Raw genomic sequence first — 22,261 nt, 5'->3', positions numbered from 1 at the left:
CTCGTGAGGCCTTTTTCATCTTTCTGATGATTCTTTCTTTGGCTGAGAGGGCGAGATTGCTAGAATCGCCTATTCATCGCTCCGAGTGGAACGCTTAACCCCGTGATTTCAGGTTTATCTATGCATTCATCGGCCCATTATCGACAACTGCTGGCGCGCCTGCCCCAGATCGCCGTCGCAGCGGATCAGTTTGAAGTGCTCTACAGCGCCCAGGATTTCAAACGCCGCATTCTTGCGCTTATCGCCAGTGCCACCCGGCGCATCTATCTGGTCGCGCTCTATCTGCAAGATGACGAAGCAGGCCGGGAGATCCTCGCCGCCCTCTACGCCGCCAAGCAGCGCAATCCGGCCCTCGACATCAAGCTGTTCGTCGACTTCCACCGTGCCCAGCGCGGCCTGATCGGCAAAGGCAAGCAGGGCGGCAACCACCTGATGTATCAGGCCATGGCTGCCGAACACGAGCACCAGATCGAAATCTACGGCGTACCGGTCAAGGGGCGCGAGCTGCTCGGCGTGCTCCACCTCAAGGGCTTCATCTTTGATGATGTGGTGCTCTACTCCGGTGCCAGTCTCAACGACATCTACCTGCACCAGCAGGATCGCTACCGCTTCGATCGCTATCACCAGATCACCAGCCCGGAGCTGGCCCGCAGCATGGTCAACTATGTGGATGACCTGTTCGTGAAGAGCGATGCGGTGCAGCGACTGGATCACAGCGATATCCCCAGCGCCAAACAGCTGAAGGGGCCGATCCGCCGCTTCAAGCAGAACCTGCGCCAGAGCCAGTACCGCTTCAGCACCATGCCGGTCAACACCCAGGAGGTGGCCGTCACCCCCATGGTGGGTCTGGGCAAGCGCAACAACCAGCTCAACCTGATGATCCGCAATCTGGTGCGCGCCACCGAGCGGGAGATCTTCATCTGCACCCCTTACTTCAACCCGCCCAAGGAGTTGAGCAAGGATATCGAGGATCTGCTGCAGCGCGGTTGCAAAGTCACCATCGTAGTGGGCGACAAGACCGCCAACGACTTCTTCATTCCGCCGGAAGAGAAGTTCTCCACTATCGGTGGCCTGCCCTATCTCTACGAGACCAACCTGCGCAAGTTTGCCGAGCGCAACCAGCGCCACATCGACGACGGCCGCCTCAACCTGATGCTCTGGTGTTGCGAGCGCAACTCCTACCATCTCAAGGGGATCTTCGTGGATGACGAGTGGGCCCTGCTCACCGGCAACAACCTCAACCCCCGCGCCTGGGCGCTGGATCTGGAGAATGGCCTGCTGGTACACGATCGTCGCCACCTGCTGCGTCCCCAGTTCAACGCGGAGCGGGAGAACATCCTGACCAACACCAAGCGGATCAGCCACTTCGATCAGGTAGAGCAGATTCAGGACTACCCGGAACAGGTGCGCAAGCTGCTGGGACGGATCCACCGGGTCAAGGCTCACCTGCTGCTCAAACGCATCATCTGACCTTGGGCGCCATGCGCCTGCACCTTGCCTGTTGGCAGCCGCACAAAGGCCTCCCGTTTTCGGCAGGCCTTTGTTATATCCGCCGTATCCCCCGTCTTGGCGGCCCAGCCAGCAGCAACTCGGCTTGCATAGGCACCTCAACAACCCCTATCATCTGGACATATTTACAGTGTTTTCGGGCATCTAATTGATGAAATTGGATAAAATTACTCTCGATAGCCTCAAGGGTGTCGGCAGCAAGATGCTGGAGAAGCTCGAGCGGCTGGGGCTGGCCACGGTACAGGATCTGCTGTTCCACCTCCCCCTGCGCTACGAGGACCGCACCCAGGTGTGGCCCATTGGCGATCTGCCGCCCGGGCTGCACGGCGCCGTCGAGGGCGAAATCCAGGACACTCAGCTGGTGATGGGGCGCCGCCGCATGATGGTCTGTCGCATCAGCGATGGCACCGGCACCCTCACCCTGCGCTTCTTCAACTTCACCGCCGCCCAGAAAAACAGTCTGGCGGCGGGCCGCCTGATCCGCTGTTTTGGCGAGGTTCGCCCCGGTAAATACGGGCTGGAGATGGCCCATCCCGAGTACAAGCTGCTCGGCGAGGAGCAGGCCGGTCAGACCGAAGAGGCGCTCACCCCCGTCTACCCGACTACCGAAGGACTGCGCCAGCTCACCCTGCGCAACCTCACCGATCAGGCGCTGACCCAGCTCGACCTCTACGGCGTGGAGGAGCTGCTGCCCGCCGGACTCTATCCCCATCAGATTGAACTGGCCGCCGCCCTGAAGCTGCTGCATCGCCCGCCTCCCTCGGTGGCGCTGCCGCTGCTGGAAAGCGGCCAGCATCCGGCCCAGCAGCGACTGGTACTGGAGGAGCTGCTGGCGCACAACCTCTCGGTCCTCAAGGTGCGTGCTCAGGCACAAACCCAGCTGGCTCGCGCCCTCAAACCGGCGCCCGAGCTGGTCGAACAGCTGCTCGGCGCCCTACCGTTCAAGCCCACCGGTGCCCAGAGCCGGGTGGTGGCCGAGATAAGTAAGGATCTGCAACAGAGCCACCCCATGATGCGGCTGGTGCAGGGGGATGTGGGCTCCGGCAAGACGCTGGTCGCGGCACTCGCTGCCCTGCAGGCCATCGGCAACGGCTGTCAGGTGGGCTTGATGGCGCCGACCGAGCTGCTGGCGGAACAGCACGCCATCAACTTCGCCAAATGGCTGGAGCCGCTCGGCATCAGAGTCGGCTGGCTGGCTGGCAAACAGAAAGGCAAGGCACGGGAAGAGTCGCTGGCCGCCATCGCCGATGGCAGCGTCAAGATGGTGGTGGGCACCCACGCCATCTTTCAGGAGCAGGTGGTGTTCCAGCGTCTGGCGCTGGTCATCATCGATGAACAGCACAGATTCGGGGTGCATCAGCGCCTCGCCCTGCGCGAGAAAGGGGAGCGGGAAGGGGTACATCCCCATCAGCTCATCATGACCGCCACCCCCATCCCCCGCACCCTGGCGATGACCGCCTATGCCGATCTCGACACCTCGGTCATCGACGAGCTGCCGCCGGGCCGAACCCCCATCACCACAGTCGCGCTGCCCGACAGCCGTCGCGGCGATGTGATCGAGCGGGTCAAGCTCGCCTGCACCGAGGGCAAGCAGGCCTACTGGGTCTGCACCCTGATCGAGGAGTCGGAGGTACTGGAGTGCCAGGCCGCCGAGGATACCGCCGCCGAGCTGCAGAACCTGTTGCCCGGTCTGCATATCGGGCTGGTACACGGCCGGATGCGGCCGGTGGAGAAACAGCGGGTGATGGAGGAGTTCAAGGCAGGCATACTGCAGCTGCTGGTCGCCACCACCGTCATCGAGGTGGGGGTGGATGTGCCCAACGCCAGCCTGATGATCATCGAGAACCCGGAACGGCTCGGGCTGGCGCAGTTGCACCAGCTGCGCGGTCGGGTTGGCCGGGGGGCGGTGGCCTCTCACTGCGTGCTGCTCTATCATGCCCCCTTGTCCAAGACGGCCCAGAGCCGACTCGGGGTGCTGCGGGAGACCAACGACGGCTTCCTCATCGCCCAGCGCGATCTGGAACTGCGCGGCCCGGGGGAACTGCTCGGCACTCGCCAGACCGGTCTGGCCGATCTCAAGATCGCCGATCTGGTGCGGGATCAGCCGCTTATTCCGCAGGTGCAAAAAATGGCGCGCTTCCTCATGGATAGGCACCCAAGCCATGTCGAACCCTTGATTCGCCGTTGGCTCGGCTTACGGGATCACTATTCCAATGCCTGATCGAGGTAGATGCAGAAGATGGGCACATGTCCTTATGGATAGGCATCCGAGTCATGTCGAACCCTTGATACGGCGCTGGCTCGGTCTGCGAGACCACTACTCAAACGCCTGACAACACATCCCAAAACAGGAGGAAAGCAACCATGAATTCCTGGCTACGCGGCCTGCTCTACACCTTCGCCTTCCTGCTGCTGTTTGTCTGGGTTGCCCTCGGCCTGTTCGACGCCGAGCGCGCCAAAGGCCCCATCGCCAGCTGGATCAGCCAGCAGACCGGCGTACCGGTCACCATAGGGCGACTGGTGTTCAACCCGCTCCACCCCTACACCCTGCTGGCAGAGCAGGTACGCTACGGCGATGCGGTCTCCCTCGACAAGATCTATCTGGAGATCGAGAGCATCGACTGGCTGAGCCGCGACGTGCGCATCGCCCATCTCGATCTCATTCGCCCCGCCATCAAGCTGCCGCTGCCCAACCAGCTGCCGAACCTGCCGGTGCACTCCCTCACCATCAGCGACAGCACCATAGACCGGCTCAGTCTGGAGAGCCCCGAGCTGACCCTGCGCGGTCTCAACGCCACCCTGAGCGACTGGGAGCTGATCGATCCGAAACGGCAGCCACAGGCCAACCTGAGCCTCAATATCGGCCAGCTGGAGACTCCGCAGTTCACCTTCGCCCGTCTCAACCTGCAAGGACGGCTGGAAGGAGAAGTGCTGCGCACCGACAAGCTGGTGACCAACCTGTTCGACGGTCTGCTGGAGACCGGCATGGTGCTGGACTGGCCCGCCCGCACCCTGCAACTGCATGACCTCAAGGCGCGCGGCATGCGGGTGGAGCTGGGGGATCTGACACAACAAGGCTTCCCGCAGCGCTTCCCGTTGCAAAGCGTGTCGCTGGATCGCGGCCAGCTGGACGGCGTCAGCCTCAACGACATCAATCAGGAGCTCTCCTTCAACAACTTCAGCGGCCAGCTCACCGCCTTCAACTGGCAGGCGGGCAACCAGCCCACCGGCTATCTGAGCGGCACCCTGGGCGACATGGGCCGTGGCCTGTTCCAGCTGGAGGAGATCAAGGGCAAGCTCGCCTTCTCGCCCCAGCAGATCGACGGCGAACTGCAGGGCAAGGCCTATGAAGGGGAGTTCAATGTCGAGCTCTCCCTCGATAGCCAGCAGCAGAAGCTGACCCTGAAAGACGTGGCGCTGAGCGGCATGGATATCAGCCTGCCACAGGGTTGGTGGCAGGATTGGCAGAGCTGGCGCCCGCAGCAGGTCGATATCCGCAAGCTGGCGTTCGACAAGCTCAAGGTGCTCTCCTTCGACGATACCCTGCCCCTGTCGCTGACCGGCTGGCAGCTCTATCTGAGCGATCTCGCCCTGCGCGATAACCAACCCGGCCCGCTGCTCGGCCGCGCCCGTATCGAGAGCAAGTGGTTCGAGCTGGTGTGGGATGGCCTCAGCGCCCGCAACGGCGAGCTGGATGGGGAACTGACCCCCAGCTCCTGGCAACTGGGAAAACTCACCAGCTCGCTGCCGGATGAGGGCACCTTCAACCTGAGTGGCCAGTGGGGCCGCGAGCCGGGCCAGAGCAGTCGCCTCCAACTGCAGGCGACCAAGCTGGATCTGCAGCAGTGGGGCAAGATATTTCACTCCCCTGTCTCGTTCGCCGGCAAGGCGGACGTGAGTGCCGACCTGCAAGCCGAACACGGCAAAACGGCGGGCGAGTGGCGCCAGACCCTGCAAGGCAGCTTTGCCCTCGATGCCGACGAGCCGTTCTGGGACAAGGTGAAGATAGATCCGCTGCTGGATGAGTGGTTCAAGGGAGCGACCCCGCCCACCCTGACGCCGGAACAGCTGTGGCAGGCGATGCAGGAGGGTGACACCCCCTTCTACCGCATCAAGCTGCAGGGCAAGATCGACAAGGGGCAACTACAAGTCGAGCAGGCTGGCGCCTCCACCATCACCCATCTGCTGGCGCTGCAAGGTGGGATCGATCTGGTCAACGAGCAGTGGCAGCTGGATCTGGGGATCCTCAACGGCAACCGCTGCGCCGAGCTGCTCGGCCAGTGGCGCGGGCCGTTGACGGAACCCACGCTGGCCTGGAGCTTCCCGCAGAAGCAGGACGCCTGCGGCTGGGAAGTGGGAGTACGCTATCCGCCGCAAGGCAACAGCGCCCCGCTCTGGCGACCGGCTCCCGCACCGAAAGCCCAAAACCAGGCCCAAGTGCAGACCCAAGCCGGGCAGACAAGCGAAAGCCAGCAAGGGTAAAAACAGACAAGGCCTCATGATGAGGCCTTGTTGTTTGATGGGGAAACGACGCGGTTACTGGCCCGGACGGCGGGGCGGCTGCACCATGTAGTGGCCGCAGAACTCAGCCGCCAGCTTGCTGCCGCTGAACAGCTGGATCTTGAGGCTGAAGGTGGCAGGCTCCCCCCGTTTGAGCGGCTGCAGCACGGCGGGCATCCCCTCGCGGGCCACTCGCGCCTCGGGCTCCTCATCGACCGGGCCATGATATTTGATGGAGCTCTCGGCCAGCACCGGCTCGCCCACCAGCCCCTCCTCTTTAAGCTGCAACCAGATCAGCCCCCAGCCTGCCAGCACGCACTGGCTGTAGACACTGCCGGCGAACATGCTGCCATGCACGTTGAAATTGGCCGCCAGATTGGCCTTGAGATGGAAGGTCTGGCCGTCGTAGTGGCTGATGTGCATCCCCATCTTCTCGCTGATGGGCACCCCACGTGACCAGCGGGTGGTGAGATCCTGACACCACTCCGGCCGGTACTGGATAGTCTGCAACGGGCTCAGGGATTTGATCATCTGGCGATGGGGAATCCGACCAAATGAGACAGGGCCGCCCCCCACTTCGAGAAAACCGCACTTGCGATAGAACTCCACCGCCTCCTGACGGGCGTTCATCACCAGCCGTTTCACCTTCTCGCTGCGAGCCAGCTGCTCGAGATCCTCCACCATTTTGGCGCCCAGCCCCTGGCCGCGATATTCGGGACGCAGCGCCATGAAGCGGATCTGCGCCTCGTCACCGCCGATAAAGAGGCGCCCCACCGCGATGGGGGTGCCATCGGGTGCCAGCATCAGCCGGTGAATGGCGACCGTGTCGTATTCGTCCCGCTCGGAACCAACCGGCAGATTGAAGGGCTTACGCAGAAGCTCCCAGCGCAACTGGTAGTAGGCATCCAGCTCGGCGACTGTCTGAGGGGTGACTACCCGGTACATAGTTTCATCCTTGAGTTACACTGGTCGGAAACCATCTTGCCGTGCAAATTCATGGACTTCAATCTGCAAGCGTACCAAGCCGATCACTTGTTGCACCTCAGCGTCAAACCCCAGCGCCGCCTCACGGTACAGGAAAATAGCCACCACCGCTGGCTGGAGATAGACGGCGTGGTGCAATCCGCCATGTCGCTCGCCGACCCCGCGACCCTTTGTCTGCCCCATCAACGGGTCATCGCCTGCCTGCTGCCGGAACAGGCCGGGCAGATACTAGAACTCGGGCTGGGTGGCGGCGATCTCACTCGCCATCTCTGCCAACGCTGGCCCGATGCCCGCCACGAGTGCGTCGACCTCGACGAAGAGGTGCTGACCGTTTATCAGCAGTTTTTCCAGCATCAGGAGAGCGATGAACGCGCTGCTCCGGCACTCCATCAGGCCGATGCCCTCGCCTTTTTGGAGCAGAGCGAGCAGCAGTACGACCTCATCCTGCTCGATCTCTTCAGTCAGGATGGCAACCCGCTGCTGCTGTTTCAGGAGCGGCTCTACCGGGCGCTGGCCCCCCGGCTGAACGGCACTCTGGTCATCAACCTGCTGCCACGCACCGCGCTTGAGCTAACCCACGCCCTGACACTGATCGAGCAGTGGATTGGCCCGGCTACCCCCTACCCGGTCGCGGGGCTTATCAACGTGATCGTCCACGTCACACCGCGGGACGAAACATCCTCAGACCTGTAGCCAGAAGGTCGTTGGCCCCTCGTTGACCAGCGCCACCTTCATGTCGGCGGCAAAACGGCCGGTTTCGGTCGGGATGCCGCTGGCTGAAGCCTTGGCCACGAAGTAGTCATAGAGCCGCTCGGCCTCGCTCGGGTGAGCACCGCAGGAGAAGCTGGGACGCATCCCTCGCTTGGTATCCGCCGCCAGCGTGAATTGGGAGACAACCAACAGACTGCCGCCGATCTGGCTGACATTCAGGTTCATCTTGCCCTCTTGATCCGGAAAGATGCGATAACCACTGACCCGATGCAGCAACTTGTCGGCCTTGGCCTCATCATCCCCCAGCTCTACCCCGAGCAGCACCAGCAATCCCTGACCGATGGCGCCGGTCACCTCCCCCTCGACAGTCACGCTGGCCTCGCTGACCCGCTGAATCAATGCAATCACATCCCTCTCCTTTGAAAACAGAACGACCGCCCCCTCGCAGGGGCGGTCGTCGATGCTACCAATAAACCGGTGGGCAAGGCGATGGCTTAGCCCAGCTCCTCACTCGCCGGTTTCTCGTATTCACCGAGGCAGGCCGTGGTTTCAGCCCCCAACAGCACCACCAGCCAGCTGAGATAGACCCAAACAAACAGGATCGGGATGGTGGCCAGCGCGCCGTAGATGGCCTGATAGGAGGGGAAGTTGGTGATGTAGATGGCAAAGCCGCGCTTGGCCAGCTCGAACAGGGTCGCCGCTACCAGCGCACCGATAAAGGCGTGGATCAGCCGCACCTTGCAGTTGGGCACCACGGTATAGACCAGCAGGAAGGTGAGCACCGAGAAGAGGAACGGCAAACCCCGCAACAGCAGATAACCGATACCGAACAGGCTCTCGGCGCCAAACAGCCGCAGCGAGAAGATGTAAGAAGAGATGGCGATACTGGCCCCGATAAGCACGGGCCCCAGGGTGAGGATCATCCAGTACATGGCAAACGCCTGCGCCAGCGGGCGGCCCTGGGTCGAACGCCAGATGTAGTTGAGGTTCTTGTCGATAGCGGAGATCAGCATCAGCGCCACCACCACCAGCGCCCCAATCCCCACTGCCGTGGTGTTGGTGGCATTGGCGACGAAGCCGTCGATGTACTCCTTGAGCATGTCGCCCGCGGTCGGCACGAAGTTGTGGTAGACGAACTGCTCCATCGCCTGCTTGAGGCTCTGGAACACCGGGAAGGCGGACATCATGCCAAAGACCACGGCGATCATCGGCACCAGCGAAAGCAGGGTGACATAGGCCAGATAACCGGCGGTAACCGTCAATCTGTCCTGCTGGAAACGGCCCCAGACAAACTGGGCAAAGTGGCGACCATCATGGCGCAAGAAGGAGAGGGCGTGGGCCAAACGGCCGCTGACAGGCTGCTGCATCTTGATTCTCGTTAGCGTCATAGTGGCAATATTGTGTCAGAGGAGAGCGCTGTTTGACCACCTTTGAACCCGATTTGCCTCCATATGCCCCAACCTGTCGCCCGGCTGGCGTATCTGGCTGTCGCCAGAAGCAGAAATAAAAACGGCCCCGCTATGGGGCCGTTTGCAATGCCGGATTACAGCATGTAGTCCGCGGGCAGCTCGATGCGGGCGACGCCGGAGGCGACCGCCGCCAGCGCCACGGCGCGGGCTACGCGCGGCAGCAGGCGGGCATCCATCGGCTTGGGAATGACGTAATCCTTGCCGAAGGCGAGCTCGCTGACCCCGGCTGCGGTCAGCACCTCGGCCGGCACCGGCTCCTTGGCCAGCGCGCGGATCGCTTCGACCGCAGCAATCTTCATGGCATCGTTGATGCGGCTGGCACGGGCGTCTAGGGCACCGCGGAAGATGAAGGGGAAACAGAGCACGTTGTTGATCTGGTTCGGGTAGTCGGAGCGGCCGGTCCCCATGATGAGGTCGCTGCGCACCGCGTGGGCCAGCGCCGGCTTGATCTCCGGGTCCGGGTTGGAGCAGGCGAAGATCACCGGATTGGGCGCCATCAGGGCGACCGCTTCGGCGGGCAACACGTCGGGGCCTGAAACACCGACAAACACATCCGCCCCTTCGATGACATCCATCAGGGTGCGCAGCGGGGTCTCGTTGGCGAAACGCTGCTTGTACTTGTTGAGATCGCTGCGGCCGGTGTGAATCACCCCCTGACGATCCAGCATAAAGATGTTGTGCGCCCTGGCGCCACACTTGATCAGCAGATCCATGCAGGCGGTGGCGGCAGCCCCCGCCCCCATGCAGACGATGCGGCTGTCACTGATCTGCTTGCCCTGCACTTCCAGCGCGTTGAGCAGACCGGCGGCGGTGACGATAGCGGTACCGTGCTGGTCATCATGGAACACCGGAATGTCGCAGCGCTCGATCAGCGCCTCTTCAATCTCGAAACACTCAGGTGCCTTGATATCTTCCAGATTGATGCCACCGAAGGTATCGGCGATGGCCGCCACCGTGTCGATGAACTGCTGGCTGGTCTCGTGCTTCACCTCGATGTCGATGGCGTCGATGCCGGCGAAGCGCTTGAACAGCAGAGCCTTGCCTTCCATCACCGGCTTGGAGGCGAGCGGCCCCAGATTGCCCAGACCCAGAATGGCGGTGCCGTTGGAGATGACGGCCACCAGATTGCCCTTGCCGGTATAGCGATAGGCATCGGCCGGGTTGGCGGCGATCTCGCGCACCGGCTCGGCAACACCTGGGCTGTAAGCCAGCGCCAGATCACGGGCGGTTTCGGCGGGTTTGGTCAGGGCGATGGCAATTTTGCCCGGTACGGGCTGGGCGTGGTAATCGAGTGCTTCTTGACGCAGATCGGACATGGGGGACCCCGATGTGGTTGGTGCAAATGAGGTGCCGACAGGGGGCACGCAGAAGGGCGGGGATCATAAAAGAAAGCGGTGGGCATGCCCAGCAGATCATGCTGCCACCAGCCAGATCAGACCAGTTATTTCAGTACCTTACCCCGCCCACACCTACCACTTTAGTTATAGATGCTGCTATGCTGGGCAAAAATGGGACAAAAAAGGGCGGCAAGTTAGCCTTGCCGCCCTTTCTGTCAGTTCTGTAGGCCTGACTCAGTTGCCCAGATAGACCGGCAGCAGATTTGCCATCGACAGGAAGTGGAACAGCGCGGTTGCCAATCCGAACAGGATCAGCAGCCAGGCCATCAGCTTGCCGCCTGGGGTAACGAAGTGGGGTGTCACCTCGCCCCGCTCGGCCCGCGCCCGGGTGCGCAGCACCAGCAATGCCGGGATGATGCAGGTCCAGATGGTGGCGGCGGCACCGGCATAGCCGATGGCCAGCAGGAAGCCGAACGGGAAGAGCAGGGAGAGCACTAGCGGCGGCAGGAAGGTGACCGCCCAGGTCTTGCAGCGACCGGCGCGGCTGTTGTCGAACTTGAACAGATCAGCCAGATAGTCGAACACACCGAGCCCTACCCCGATAAAGGAGGAGAGGATGGCCGCCATGGAGAAACCGTTGATGGCGCTGGCCACCTTCTCCGATTCGATCACCCCGGAGAGCGCGGAGAGCAGCACGCTCACGTCACCCCCTTGGGCAATCACGGGGGCAAAATCCTGACGGGGCAGGTTGCCGAAGATCCCCAGCAGCCAGAGCACGTATAGCGCCAGCGCGATCAGGGCTCCCCCCAGAATGGCCCATCTGGCCTGCTGCTCGTTCTGGTAATAGGCACGCAGGGAGGCAACAGAGTGGTGATAGCCGAACGAGGTGAGCGCCACCGGCAGCATCGCCATGGCATAGGGGGCGTAGCGACTCTCGCTGCCCGCCAGATCGAGCAGGGTCGGCAGCTTGATACTGCCGAGCAGACCGGCCACACCGAGAGCGAAGCTGAGGATCATAAAGGCGATCAGCACCACCGAAATACGGTCAACGGCGCGAGTCGAGTGCCACACCACCGCAGAGAAGAGCGCCACGAACAACACGGATGCGAGCTTGCTGTCGATCCCCAGAATGCCCTGCAGGATGGCACCAGAGGAGGTGATATAGGCGTAGAGCAGAATGCCGCCAACAAAGTAGACCGAGAGGTTGTTGAGGAGATTGAGCTTCTCCCCCAGCAGCTCGCGAGTCACGGTATTGAAGGAGACCCGCATGTCGTGGTGCTGGAAGGATTCCAGCAGCATCCAGCCGGAGAGAGTCATCATCACCATGGTGACGGTCAGCGCCAGCACCGACCAGAGGGTCCAGGCCCCCGCCCCCGAACTCGGCAGACCGAGCATGCCGGCTCCCACGCAGACGCTGGCAATGATGCAGGCGCCCCCCAAAATTGACGGTTTTTTCTTCATAATCCCTTCTTTTTCTGACTGATTATCTATCCGCGGTAAACAAGACCGCGGCATGATGCCAGCCTTTGCCATGAGACGCCTACCACTATCTGCCATAACCGGGCATGGCCGCCGCATAAAAAGTGCCCCGAACGGGGCACTCTATCAGCGGGAATGATGTGAAGAGGGTTAATCCATCACCGGGATACCTGCCCTCGCCTCGGCCTGACGGGCGATGGCCTCGGTCATCCCCTGAAAGATAAAGAGGTGGAACGGCAGCATGGCAAGCCAGTAGGCCAGCCCCCAGGCGCCCTGCGGGTGCCAGTGAGCGGTGACCCGGATGCGGGTCAACCCGGACTCCTCCGGTAGGATGTTGAACTCCAGCCGCCCGACGCCCGGGGCCTTCATGTTGAACAAGAGATCGAGCCTGCGCCCCTCATCCACCCCGAGGATCTGCCAGGAGTCGAGCATATCTCCTTTCACGAAGCGATCGGGATTGGTGCGGCCACGGGTACGGGCCGGGCCGCCTATCAGGTGATCCATCCATTCGCGCACCACCCACAGCTCGTTCATGTAGAAGTAGCGCTGCTCACCCCCCAGCTGCTGCAACACCTGCCACACCACCTCGGGCGAGGCGAGACAGATGGCATCGCCGCTGGCGGTGCGGTCGTAGAAGCCATATTCGGGATGGCGCCAGCGCAGGCCAAGCGGCGTCTCCTGCCCCTGCTGCTCAGCCCCCAGCTTCTGCTCCAGCGCCAGACTCTCCGCCAGCGCCTCGTCGAAGCTGAGCAGAGTCTGCGGCAGCAAGGTGCGCAGCGGGCCATCATCGGCCGGGATATCGTGCTTGAGACCGCCCACCAGCGCCTTGGCCACCGGCTGCGGCACCGAGGTGACAAACTGCAGCCACCAGGCGGAGAGGCGCGGACTCAGAAACGGGATGGGAATGATGGGGCAGCGCTTGCCGATATGGGCGGCGAACTTCTGCAACTGCTGCTGATAGCTGAGCAGCTCGGGGCCGACCGCATTGAAGATGCGGCCATCCACTTCGTCGGCCTCTACCAGCCCGCCCAGATAGTGAAGCAGGTTGGACAGCGCAATCGGCGGCGTGCGCGAGCGCACCCATTTGGGCGTCACCATCATCGGCAGGTTGAACACCAGATCCCGCATCACCTCGAACGCCGCCGAACCGGGCCCGATGATGATGCCGGCGCGCAGTTCCACCGTCGGCACGCCGGAGTCACGAAACAGCTCGCCACAGTGGCGGCGGGAGTTGAGATGGCGGCTGTTGCACTGTTCAGGCTGGATCGCCCCCAGATAGATGATGCGGCGCACCCCGGCGGCGCGGGCAGCGGCGGCAAAATTCTTTACCCCCTGCTGCTCCAGCCGGTGAAAATCGGCCCCCGCCCCCATGGCATGCACCAGATAGAAGACAGTATCGATGCCCGCCAGCGCTGGCAGCAAGGTGATCGGCTTGAGGCTATCGGCGAGGCGAAACTCGACTCCCTCAGGCAAGCGGCAGGGACGGCGCGCCCCGGCAATCACCTTGTAGCCCAGCGTTTGCAGGTGAGGCACCAGATAGGAACCGATATAGCCTGCCGCTCCCATCACCAGACAATTTCTCATGTAATTCTCCCTATCCTCACCGATGCCGCTTGTCAGCCAGCGTGCGCAGCGCTACCTGAAAATGTTCAACTAGAGCGCCACTATCCAGTCTCTTGCCATCCTGCCACGCCACTACCTTGCAACCTAGTACTAACCACCTCTCTGATTAGTCCGATTTGGTGTTAAGCCCTGCTCATTGGCTGGTCGATAACTGACCAGATGTATAGCGCCGAGGGCGAACGTATGCGCATCGATCACTACGACCTCCAGGGGGAGGTGCAATACCGGCAACAACAGGCCCAGAGCCGCAAGGTGCGCAACCTCGGGCCCGTGCCACCCGCCGTCAATCCACCGGAGGGCAACAACACGGCTGCGGCCGGCGAACGCAGCAGCACTCTGACTCTCACCAGCGCCCTGACGCTGCAAACAGCGAGGCAATCCGCCGCCAGCCAGCAAGCGGCAACACCTCCCGCCCCGCCCGCAGCGGACGTCGGCAAAGAGCAGGATGGTATTCCCGACGATGGACTGGATAACCGCCAGCGGCTGATCAAGCTGATGATCGAGGCGATGCTGGGCCACGAAATCGAGCTGCCCAAGCCGATCAAACCCTCCGAAGAAGGAGGCGATGGAGTGACCCAAGGAGACGCCGCTGCTCAAGCCGCCGAGCCGGATCAACTGGTGGAGGTGACTGACACCCTGCTGCAACAGGAGCAGCTCAACGTGGTGGCATCGGCCAGCGTAGCGACTCGGGATGGTCAGACTATTCAGCTCGATCTCGGCTTTGTGCTCGACTGGCGTCAACTGGAGGTGAGCCAGCGGCGCACCACCCTCAATGCCCTCAAAGATCCGCTGGTGCTCAGTCTGGATGGCAAGATCGCCGATCTGACCGAGGCTCGGGTCAATTTCGACATCGATCAGGATGGCAAGGAGGACAGCCTGCCGGGCTTGAGTGAAGGGAGCGGCTTTGTGGCGTTGGATCGCAATGGCAACGGCACCATAGACGATGGGGGCGAGCTGTTTGGTGCTCGCTCCGGCAATGGCTTCGGCGAGTTGGCCACCCTGGATGAGGATGGCAACGGGGTGCTGGATGAGGGGGATAGCCAGTTTTCAGCCCTGCAGTTCTGGCATCCGGAGCACGCACCTATCGCGCTGGTCGAACTGGGGATCGGCGCCATCCTGCTGCGCCCCCTCGACACCCCCTTCAACCATCTGGGGGAGAGCGGCAATCAGGGGGTGCTGCGCCAATCCGGCCTCTATCTCACCGAACAGGGCAAGGGGGGGTGGGTGCAGCAGATCGATCTGCGGGTCTGAGCCTTGAAATGAAATCACCCATCGGTCGCTGACGAGCACTGCCAGCGACCGGCGCCGGTGCCACCATCAACTCAGCTCGGTGGGGTCGATATCCAGACTCCAGCGCACCCTTTTGGTCTCAGGCCAGCCTTCCAGCTCCTTCAGCGCCCAATCCAGCAGTTGGGCCAGCGGTGCCCGGTTCGGCCCCTGCACCAGCAACTGCATGCGAAACTTGCCCGCCTTGCGCTCCATAAAGCCGCTGATGGGCCCCAGCACCTGAACGTGGGGATAGCGGGCGCTGCGCAGGGTATCGGCGAGGCGGGCGAGGAACAGCTGCACATCGTCACGGCCATTGGCCTCGGCCCGGAACAGCCCCTGATAGCTGAAGGGCGGCAGCCCCAGCAGACGGCGTTCTTTCAACGCCGTATCGGCGAAATGGCCGTAACCGTTCTGGGTCAGATCCTGCAGCAGGGCGTGCTCCGGATGGTGGCTCTGCAGCACCACCAGCCCGGGTTTGCTGGCGCGACCGGCACGGCCCGCCACCTGGGTGTAGAGCTGGGCCAGCTTCTCGGCGGCGCGAAAATCGGCGCTGAACAGGGCACCATCCACATCCAGCAGACCCACTAGCGTCACGTCCGGAAAGTGGTGGCCCTTGGCCAGCATCTGGGTGCCGATCAGGATCTTGTACTTGCCCGCCTTGATGTCGCCGAGATGGGCCTCCAACTCCCCCTTGCGGCGGGTATTGTCCCGATCGATGCGTACTACGGGATATTGCGGGAAAACCGTAGTGAGCAGTTGCTCCAGCTGCTCTGTGCCCACTCCCGATCCGATCAGCTCGTTGCTGCCACACTCGGGGCAGTGGTGGGGCAGCGGGCGCACGCTGTCACAGTGGTGGCAGTGCAGTCGCCGCCCGGCCTGATGCCAGGTGTACCAGGCATCGCAACGCTCGCAAGCGGCGCTCCAGCCACACTGGTGGCAAATCAGAGCCGGGGCATAGCCACGGCGGTTGAGGAACAGCATCACCTGATTGCCCGCCGCCAGATGCTCCGCCATCAGTTGCTCCAGCTGGGGAGAGAGCCCGGCCTGCAGCCGCACGTTTTTGATATCCAGGATCACCTGACGGGCGGTCTGGGCGTTACCGGCGCGACGGGTCAGGGAGAGATGGTGATATTTGCCGGTGCGGGCGTTGTGCAATGTCTCCAGCGACGGGGTAGCCGAGCCAAGCAGGATGGGGATACCGGCACGATGGGCCCGCATCACCGCCAGATCCCGCGCGTGGTAGCGAAAACCGTCCTGCTGCTTGAAGGAGCCGTCGTGCTCCTCGTCGATGATGATGATGCCGAGGTTGTGAAACGGGGTGAACACCGCAGAGCGAGTGCCGATCAGGATGGCGGCGGCGCCGTCTCGGCAGGCGAGCCAGGCGTCGAGCCGCTCCCTGTCGTTCATGGCGGAGTTCATCGCTACCACCGGCACGTTGAAGCGGCGCCGGAAGCGGTTGATGGTCTGCGGGGTGAGGCCGATCTCCGGCACCATCACCAGCGCCTGCTTGCCCGCCTTGAGCAACGGCTCGAGGATGCTTAAATACACCTCGGTTTTGCCGGAGCCGGTGATGCCATCCAGCAGGAAGGCACCGAACTTGTCGCTCTGGCTGGTGACGGCGGAGACCGCCAGCGCCTGTTCGCCGTTGAGACGCAGCCCCTCCCCCGGCTCGAAACGGGTAGCCCAATCGCCGTCGTGACTCTGCTCCAGCGAGCGCTTCTCCAGCAGCCCCTTCTTCTCCAGCGCAGTGAGGGCTGCGCTCTGGATCTCCTCCTGTTTGAGGGCGGAGGGGGTCTGCGGCCCCTTGCGCAGCAAGGCGAGCGCTTGCTGCTGCTTGGCCGCCCGCTTGAGCTCGTTGAGGTCGATGGCCATGCCAGCCTCGGTAGCAAACCAGAACTCCAGCTCCCGATAGGCGGCTGGCTCCCCCTTGCGCACCAGCACCGGCAAGGCGTGAGGCAACACTTCCCCCAGCGGATGCTGGTAGTAGCTGGCGCTCCAGTTCATCAGCGCCAGAATATCCGGCCCCAGCACCGGAGCCGTGTCCAATACCCGTTTGATGGGCTTGAGCTTGTTGCGGGGCACCTGGCTGTCGGCCGGATGATCTACCACCAGCCCGACCAGGGTCTGGGGACCGAAAGGGATCTCGACCCGGCAACCGGGGGCAGGTAACGGCAGGGGAGAGAGATAGTCGAAGTGACGGCGTAACGGTACCGGGACAGCGACACGAACCAGATCCAGCGTTTGGGAAGAATTCACCAGGGGTTGCCTATTTTTTCTGCGAAGCCACTTGCCTGATCTCAGGCATTTCCTATATTATTCGCAGCCTTTGAAACTGTGTTCAACAATCGTGTGGTGTCCGACAAGAGATCGGATGGCGACACGGCCTATTAATTGAGGTTGTCCATGAAAGCTGGTATCCATCCTGACTACGTAGCCATCACCGCCAAGTGCTCTTGCGGTAACGTCATCAACACTTTCTCTACCATCGGTAAAGATCTGAACCTGGACGTGTGCTCCGAGTGCCACCCGTTCTACACCGGCAAGCAGAAAGAAGTTTCTAGCGGCGGCCGCGTAGACAAGTTCAACAAGCGTTTCGGTGCGATGACCACCAAGAAGTAATTTTACTTCTGAAGAATTCTGAAAAAGGCGCCCAATGGGCGCCTTTTTTACGATCCCTGTTTTTCATCCTTCATGTTCCCGCAGCCAGACGCACTCTCCCCTACTGGCCAAATCCTTTGGAACGACGCAAATAGACATACCCCTCACCCGGGCTGCCCCAGCGCGGGCTCCCTGCGTTGTCATAGGCGCGATCCAGCAATCTGACGCTATCGGGGCCAATCCAGATATGCTGCACCAGCGTCGTGGCACCGCCAAAATCGGTGGAGCAATGGCCCACCCGGGTATGACCGGCATATTCGCCGGAGGGGGTGCGGGTCAGCCAGATCTCGCAACCGTGGCGCAAGGAGAGCTGCTGCGGGGTCAGACTGTCGAGCAGGGCGGGATCATGCCAGGCACCGGCAAAATCGGTGGCTCGGGGCATAGTCAGCTCTGCCATCAGGATCCGCCCGTCAGGTGCGGGTGAGAAGCGATAGATGCGCTGGCGGAAAGGACGGACGGAGCGCATGCTCAGATACTGCTCGGCATAGACCCAGCGGTAGCCCTGATAGCCGGGCCAGATCTCCATCAGGCGCAGCTCGGCACTGGTAAAGCGGCTGTCGTAACTGGCCTGCTCCCGGCTCGTAAAGGCCCCGTTGAACCAGCTGAGCAGCGGCTCCATGCCAGGCTTGAGTGGGGTAGCCTGAGGCGCCGAACCTGCCAACACCAGACAGGAACAGAGCAGCCCGAATACGGCCACCAGCAACTTTGCCATCGAATCCTTCCGAATCATCATAGTGGCGGCGATTATATGAGCGAATTCCCCCAATAACAGCCATTACGATCAAATCATTGCCACTCTGGTGCAAAAACATCACAAGGATGCCAGTCCGGTCACTAAACCTTGTATTTTGCCACCGCCTTGTTGAGCAGTTGGGCCTGCTCGTTGAGGCCCTCGCTGGATCTCGCATTTTCCTCCGCCATGATACTCGACTCCTGGGCGATGTCGCGGATGTTGTTGACGTTGCGGTTCACCTCGTTGGCCACCAGACTCTGCTGTTCGATGGCTGCCGCAATCTGGGTGCTCATATCCATGATGTGGGTAACATCCTGAGTGATCTGCCCCAGCAACTCCCCTGCAGTACTGGCCTGATCCGAGCTGCGGTTGCCCTGCTCGCGGCAGGTCGCCATCACCTCGACGATGCTGCCGGTCTGTTTCTGCAGCGAGCTGATGATGCCGGCAATCTCTTGGGTCGATTTCTGGGTACGGATGGCCAGATTGCGCACCTCATCGGCCACCACCGCAAAACCGCGTCCCTGATCTCCTGCCCGAGCTGCTTCGATGGCTGCGTTGAGGGCCAGCAGGTTGGTCTGCTCGGCAATGCCACGGATCACGTCAAGCACGGAGCCGATGGTCTCACTCTCTTTTTGCAGCTGGCTCACCTCGCGAGATGAGCTCTCCAGATTGCCCGCCAGCGAGCGGATCTGCTCGACAGTATTCTCGACCGCAGCCCGCCCCTCCATCGCCTTGTTGTTGGTCGCCTGTGCATTGTTGGCCGCCTGCTCGGTGTTGCGGGCGATCTCTTCGATGGTGGAGCCCATCTCGGTGGACGCGGTCGCCACCATGTCGGTCTCCTGCAGCTGACGCGCCGCCCCTTCACTGGTGCGCTTGACGTTGGCCGAGAGGTGATCAGCCGCTTCGGTCAGGGTGTGCACGCTCTGCTTCACATCGCCAATCAGGTTGCGAAACCCGCCCAGCATCACGTCGAGATTGCCTGCCAGCTGGGCCATTTCATCTGCCCCGCGCAGCTCTATCTTCAGGCGCAGGTCATTATCCTGACGAATGCGGTTGACGGTATCATTCACCTGAGTAATGGGGCGGTCGATGCTGCGCCCCAGCAGCACGCTCATGATGCCGATCAGCACCACAATCACCCCGCCACAGACCAGCATCAGGCTGTTGAGGCGAGCGCTCTGCCGCTCCAGCTCAGCGACAATGTGCTGATCGACGGCGGCAAACCCCTGTTCGGTCTGATGCACCAGATCCCGCATCTGGTTGCGCAGCCCCTCATCCTCTTTCAGCCCCAGTACCTGCATCCCCTGCACCAGCGCCACAAAGTCCTGCCGGTACTGCTTGCTGGCCTGCTCCAACCTGCCGCGCTCCCCCTCCGGCAAAGTGGCAAGACTATCCTGAAAACTCTTGTGCAAGGTCTCGAAACGCTCCAGATACTGGATATCGGAGCGAAGCATGAAGTCTTTCTCCGCCCGCCTCAGTTGCAGCATGGTGATGAGCAACCCCTGCTGATCCAGCTGCTTGAGCCCATTCTCCACCTCATGCACCGCCGCTCGCAGCTTGCCATAGAGCCCCTCCTCCGGCCCCAGACCAATCTTCTGCTGCTGGGCCACCAGATCGTTGAAGGCTTTGCCATAGCCGCTGATCTGCTGATCCAGTCTGGTCAGCTCCCCCTCGACGGCCGCCAGATTGTCATCGGTCACCAGCTCCCGGTTGTGCTGGTGAAAGTCAGACAGCCCCTGATTGAAGCGCTCGACGAAGGCCATATCCTTGCGGATCAGAAAATCCTTCTCGGCCCGCCGCAGGTTGAGCATGGAGATCTCCAGCTGGTCGATATTACGCTGAGCTTCGGTCAGGTGACGATGCACCTGGCTGGAGTAGATAAACAGGCCGCTCAGTACCAGCATGGCAACGGCAACCAGCAGGGTATTCAGGATCAACTTATGACGGATAAGCACGATAGACCTCTCGCAAACTGGCAGTGAACTGCATTGAGCTTATGCAGAAAAGCGGCGACAGGTGATCTGTGCAAGGAATATTCATTGAAATGCCACACCCACTCCTTATACTGGTTGCACCTGTTTCCAGCCGTGGATTTGACACTATGGAATACAATACTTCTGAACTGTGCGACATCTATCAGGACATGGTGGATGTGCTTGAACCCATGCTCTGCTCCTTTGGCGGCCGCGCCTCTTTCGGCGGCGTCATCACCACCGTCAAATGCTTCGAATCAAATGGCCTGATCCGTGAACTCGTCAAAGAGAACGGGCTGGGACGCGTCTTGCTGATCGATGGCGGTGGCTCCATGCGCCGCGCTCTGATCGACAGCGACATCGCCACCACGGCGGCCGAGAATGATTGGGAAGGGATTGTCTGCTACGGCTGCGTCCGCGAAGTCGATATTCTGGAAGATCTGGATATCGGTATTCAGGCACTGGCAGCCATTCCGGTCGGTGCCGACAGCAAGGATGTAGGGGAGACCGATCTGCCGGTCAACTTCGGTGGCGTGACCTTCCTGCCTGACGACCACCTCTACGCCGATACCACAGGGGTGATCCTCTCCCCCGAGGCACTCGATATCGAGTAAGCCACAGACAGCGTGACGACGGGAGCCTTGGCTCCCGTTTTTTATGTCTGCAACTTGCTGAAAAATGACAAAAAAAGAGGGCCAGATAAACTGGCCCTTAACTGGAAGCAATGTGAGCAATGTCGTGCCTTCACAAGAAGTCCATCACGTTGGAACGAATGAAGTCTTTCCCGGAAAACAAGTTAACAATAATCATTCTCATTTAACTAGGCAAGCGCTATTTGCAGAAAGTGCAAAAAAATTGACCACCGCGAAGGGTGGTCAATCTGGTCAGGCTTGCCGGGTGGCCGTTTGCAGGCTGGATAATCCGGCCTCGCCCACCAGCTTGCGGCTGAGGTAGCGCAGCAAGACACCGTAGAGCGGCACGAACAAACCAAGGCTTATCAGCAACTTGAATACGTAATCGACGGTTGCGATCTCGACCCAGTGCTCTGCCATGAAAGGATCTGTGGTGCGCCAGAAGGCCACACTGAAGAAAGCGATGGTATCGACCAGATTACCGAACAGGGTGGAGGCCGCAGGTGCAATCCACCACTGCTTGAGCAGACGCAGCCGGTTGAACACCACCACATCCATGAACTGCCCTACCAGATAGGCCATAAAGCTGGCCAGCGCGATACGCGCCACGAACAGGTTGAACTCGGCCAGATGACCAACGCCCTGGAAGCTCCCTTCGAAGAAGAGTACGGAGAGCGCATAGGAGACCGCCAGTGCTGGCAGCATCACGGTCTGGATAATCTTGCGTGCCAGACCGGCACCGAAGATCCGCACTGTCAGGTCGGTCGCCAGGAAGATAAACGGGAAGCTGAACGCACCCCAGGTGGTATGGAAGCCAAACACGGTGATCGGCAGCTGCACCAGATAGTTGCTGCTGGCAATGATCAGGATGTGGAACAACGACAGGCGAACGAGCGCCGTGTGGTACTGCGCAGGGGTCAGATTCATCTTGTGACCTTTTTGGTTAATGGGGTTAGGGAACCCATATCGCCACCATTGGCGATAATCGAGGGGCGAGATTATACGCCCCCAAATCGATAGTTCAATCTTTATGCGATTAGGCTCATCTAGGTTGGCCAGTGGTAGAGCTGGCCTTGTGGTCGATATTCACGCCTTGTGCTGTCTGGCGAGCCAGAGCAGCGCCTCCCGATCCGCCGGGCGCACCGCCTCCAGCCAGCAGCAGCTGTAGTGTTCGTACTCCAGCCGAAACTGGCTCCCTTCAAACTCCAGCAACCAGCTATGGCGGTCGGCCCCCGCATCCTGCTCGAGCGGCTGTAGCTCCCACTCTCGCAGCAAGGCCTGCGCCAACAGCGGGAACGTGTCCCAGTCGAGTGCCCGACAATCCAGCGTCACCACGCCAGCTTCGCTATCTACCTGTTTGATTTGCCAACTCATTCCCTGTCTC

The 22,261-nt window shown here is 61.4% G+C and carries 18 protein-coding genes; 7 read left to right on the top strand and 11 right to left on the bottom strand.

Annotated features, from left to right (window positions below; all coding sequences use genetic code 11):
* Positions 1-120 precede the first annotated feature (120 nt).
* The 3 genes from pssA (at position 121) to AB5Z02_RS01640 (ending at position 5,991) form a co-directional block, all read left to right on the top strand.
* The gene (gene pssA / locus AB5Z02_RS01650; protein ID WP_162518267.1) at positions 121-1,470 is read left to right on the top strand and encodes a CDP-diacylglycerol--serine O-phosphatidyltransferase; all 1,350 of its coding nucleotides are present in this window, start codon (positions 121-123) and stop codon (positions 1,468-1,470) included.
* A 190-nt stretch (positions 1,471-1,660) separates the two neighbouring features.
* Positions 1,661-3,730 carry an ATP-dependent DNA helicase RecG gene (gene recG / locus AB5Z02_RS01645; RefSeq protein ID WP_368215079.1) on the top strand — a complete coding sequence of 690 codons (2,070 nt, stop codon included), beginning with the start codon at positions 1,661-1,663 and terminating at the stop codon, positions 3,728-3,730.
* 143 nt (positions 3,731-3,873) lie between these two features.
* Positions 3,874-5,991 carry an AsmA family protein gene (locus tag AB5Z02_RS01640; protein ID WP_216949977.1) on the top strand — a complete coding sequence of 706 codons (2,118 nt, stop codon included), beginning with the start codon at positions 3,874-3,876 and terminating at the stop codon, positions 5,989-5,991.
* 54 nt (positions 5,992-6,045) lie between these two features.
* Here AB5Z02_RS01640 and AB5Z02_RS01635 read toward each other — a convergent pair whose 3' ends face one another.
* Entirely contained in the window at positions 6,046-6,954 is a 909-nt protein-coding gene (locus AB5Z02_RS01635) for a bifunctional GNAT family N-acetyltransferase/hotdog fold thioesterase (protein ID WP_231720926.1), read from the bottom strand.
* Between the two features lie 51 nt (positions 6,955-7,005).
* On the opposite strand from AB5Z02_RS01635, the gene AB5Z02_RS01630 reads away from it, so the two are divergent.
* Entirely contained in the window at positions 7,006-7,686 is a 681-nt protein-coding gene (locus AB5Z02_RS01630) for a spermidine synthase (protein WP_231720963.1), read from the top strand.
* On the opposite strand, the gene dtd is transcribed toward AB5Z02_RS01630, so the two are convergent.
* The 5 genes from dtd to AB5Z02_RS01605 all read right to left on the bottom strand — a co-directional run bounded on the left by dtd (position 7,675) and on the right by AB5Z02_RS01605 (position 13,573).
* Positions 7,675-8,112, bottom strand: a complete 438-nt coding sequence (dtd, locus tag AB5Z02_RS01625; protein ID WP_231720927.1) for a D-aminoacyl-tRNA deacylase — start codon at positions 8,110-8,112, stop codon at positions 7,675-7,677. The two genes, AB5Z02_RS01630 and dtd, sit on opposite strands and share 12 nt — an antisense overlap.
* A gap of 86 nt (positions 8,113-8,198) precedes the next feature.
* Positions 8,199-9,071, bottom strand: a complete 873-nt coding sequence (locus AB5Z02_RS01620) for a virulence factor BrkB family protein (RefSeq protein ID WP_005340664.1) — start codon at positions 9,069-9,071, stop codon at positions 8,199-8,201.
* Between the two features lie 176 nt (positions 9,072-9,247).
* Positions 9,248-10,489: a malic enzyme-like NAD(P)-binding protein gene (locus AB5Z02_RS01615; protein ID WP_231720928.1), complete on the bottom strand. Its 1,242-nt coding sequence runs from the start codon at positions 10,487-10,489 to the stop codon at positions 9,248-9,250.
* Positions 10,490-10,744: 255 nt separating this feature from the next.
* On the bottom strand, positions 10,745-11,971 hold the full coding sequence (locus AB5Z02_RS01610; RefSeq protein ID WP_231720929.1) for an aromatic amino acid transporter: 1,227 nt from the start codon (positions 11,969-11,971) through the stop codon (positions 10,745-10,747).
* Between the two features lie 168 nt (positions 11,972-12,139).
* Positions 12,140-13,573, bottom strand: a complete 1,434-nt coding sequence (locus AB5Z02_RS01605; RefSeq protein ID WP_231720930.1) for a DUF2867 domain-containing protein — start codon at positions 13,571-13,573, stop codon at positions 12,140-12,142.
* Positions 13,574-13,771: 198 nt separating this feature from the next.
* Between AB5Z02_RS01605 and AB5Z02_RS01600 the strand changes: the two genes are divergently transcribed.
* Positions 13,772-14,863, top strand: coding sequence for a hypothetical protein (locus AB5Z02_RS01600; protein WP_231720931.1), 1,092 nt, complete (start codon positions 13,772-13,774; stop codon positions 14,861-14,863).
* 66 nt (positions 14,864-14,929) lie between these two features.
* On the opposite strand, the gene priA is transcribed toward AB5Z02_RS01600, so the two are convergent.
* The gene (gene priA, locus AB5Z02_RS01595; protein WP_368215076.1) at positions 14,930-17,137 is read right to left on the bottom strand and encodes a primosomal protein N'; all 2,208 of its coding nucleotides are present in this window, start codon (positions 17,135-17,137) and stop codon (positions 14,930-14,932) included.
* 147 nt (positions 17,138-17,284) lie between these two features.
* Between priA and rpmE the strand changes: the two genes are divergently transcribed.
* A complete protein-coding gene (gene rpmE, locus AB5Z02_RS01590; protein WP_005340673.1) occupies positions 17,285-17,500 on the top strand; it encodes a 50S ribosomal protein L31 in 216 nt (71 codons plus the stop codon).
* 100 nt (positions 17,501-17,600) lie between these two features.
* Here the strand turns inward: rpmE and AB5Z02_RS01585 are convergent, their stop codons facing one another.
* Positions 17,601-18,251, bottom strand: a complete 651-nt coding sequence (locus AB5Z02_RS01585) for a chromophore lyase CpcT/CpeT (RefSeq protein ID WP_021230765.1) — start codon at positions 18,249-18,251, stop codon at positions 17,601-17,603.
* Positions 18,252-18,373: 122 nt separating this feature from the next.
* The gene (locus tag AB5Z02_RS01580) at positions 18,374-20,227 is read right to left on the bottom strand and encodes a methyl-accepting chemotaxis protein (protein ID WP_231720933.1); all 1,854 of its coding nucleotides are present in this window, start codon (positions 20,225-20,227) and stop codon (positions 18,374-18,376) included.
* A 146-nt stretch (positions 20,228-20,373) separates the two neighbouring features.
* Between AB5Z02_RS01580 and rraA the strand changes: the two genes are divergently transcribed.
* Entirely contained in the window at positions 20,374-20,859 is a 486-nt protein-coding gene (rraA, locus tag AB5Z02_RS01575; protein WP_005340678.1) for a ribonuclease E activity regulator RraA, read from the top strand.
* Positions 20,860-21,129: 270 nt separating this feature from the next.
* On the opposite strand, the gene AB5Z02_RS01570 is transcribed toward rraA, so the two are convergent.
* Positions 21,130-21,804 carry a 7-cyano-7-deazaguanine/7-aminomethyl-7-deazaguanine transporter gene (locus tag AB5Z02_RS01570; protein WP_058058771.1) on the bottom strand — a complete coding sequence of 225 codons (675 nt, stop codon included), beginning with the start codon at positions 21,802-21,804 and terminating at the stop codon, positions 21,130-21,132.
* A gap of 159 nt (positions 21,805-21,963) precedes the next feature.
* Positions 21,964-22,251, bottom strand: a complete 288-nt coding sequence (locus AB5Z02_RS01565) for a DUF3630 family protein (protein ID WP_227272823.1) — start codon at positions 22,249-22,251, stop codon at positions 21,964-21,966.
* Between the last annotated feature and the right edge of the window lie 10 nt (positions 22,252-22,261).

The organism is Aeromonas sp. R2-3, assembly GCF_040908375.1.
Lineage (GTDB): Bacteria > Pseudomonadota > Gammaproteobacteria > Enterobacterales > Aeromonadaceae > Aeromonas > Aeromonas veronii.
This window is presented reverse-complemented; position numbering and strand designations above follow the sequence as displayed.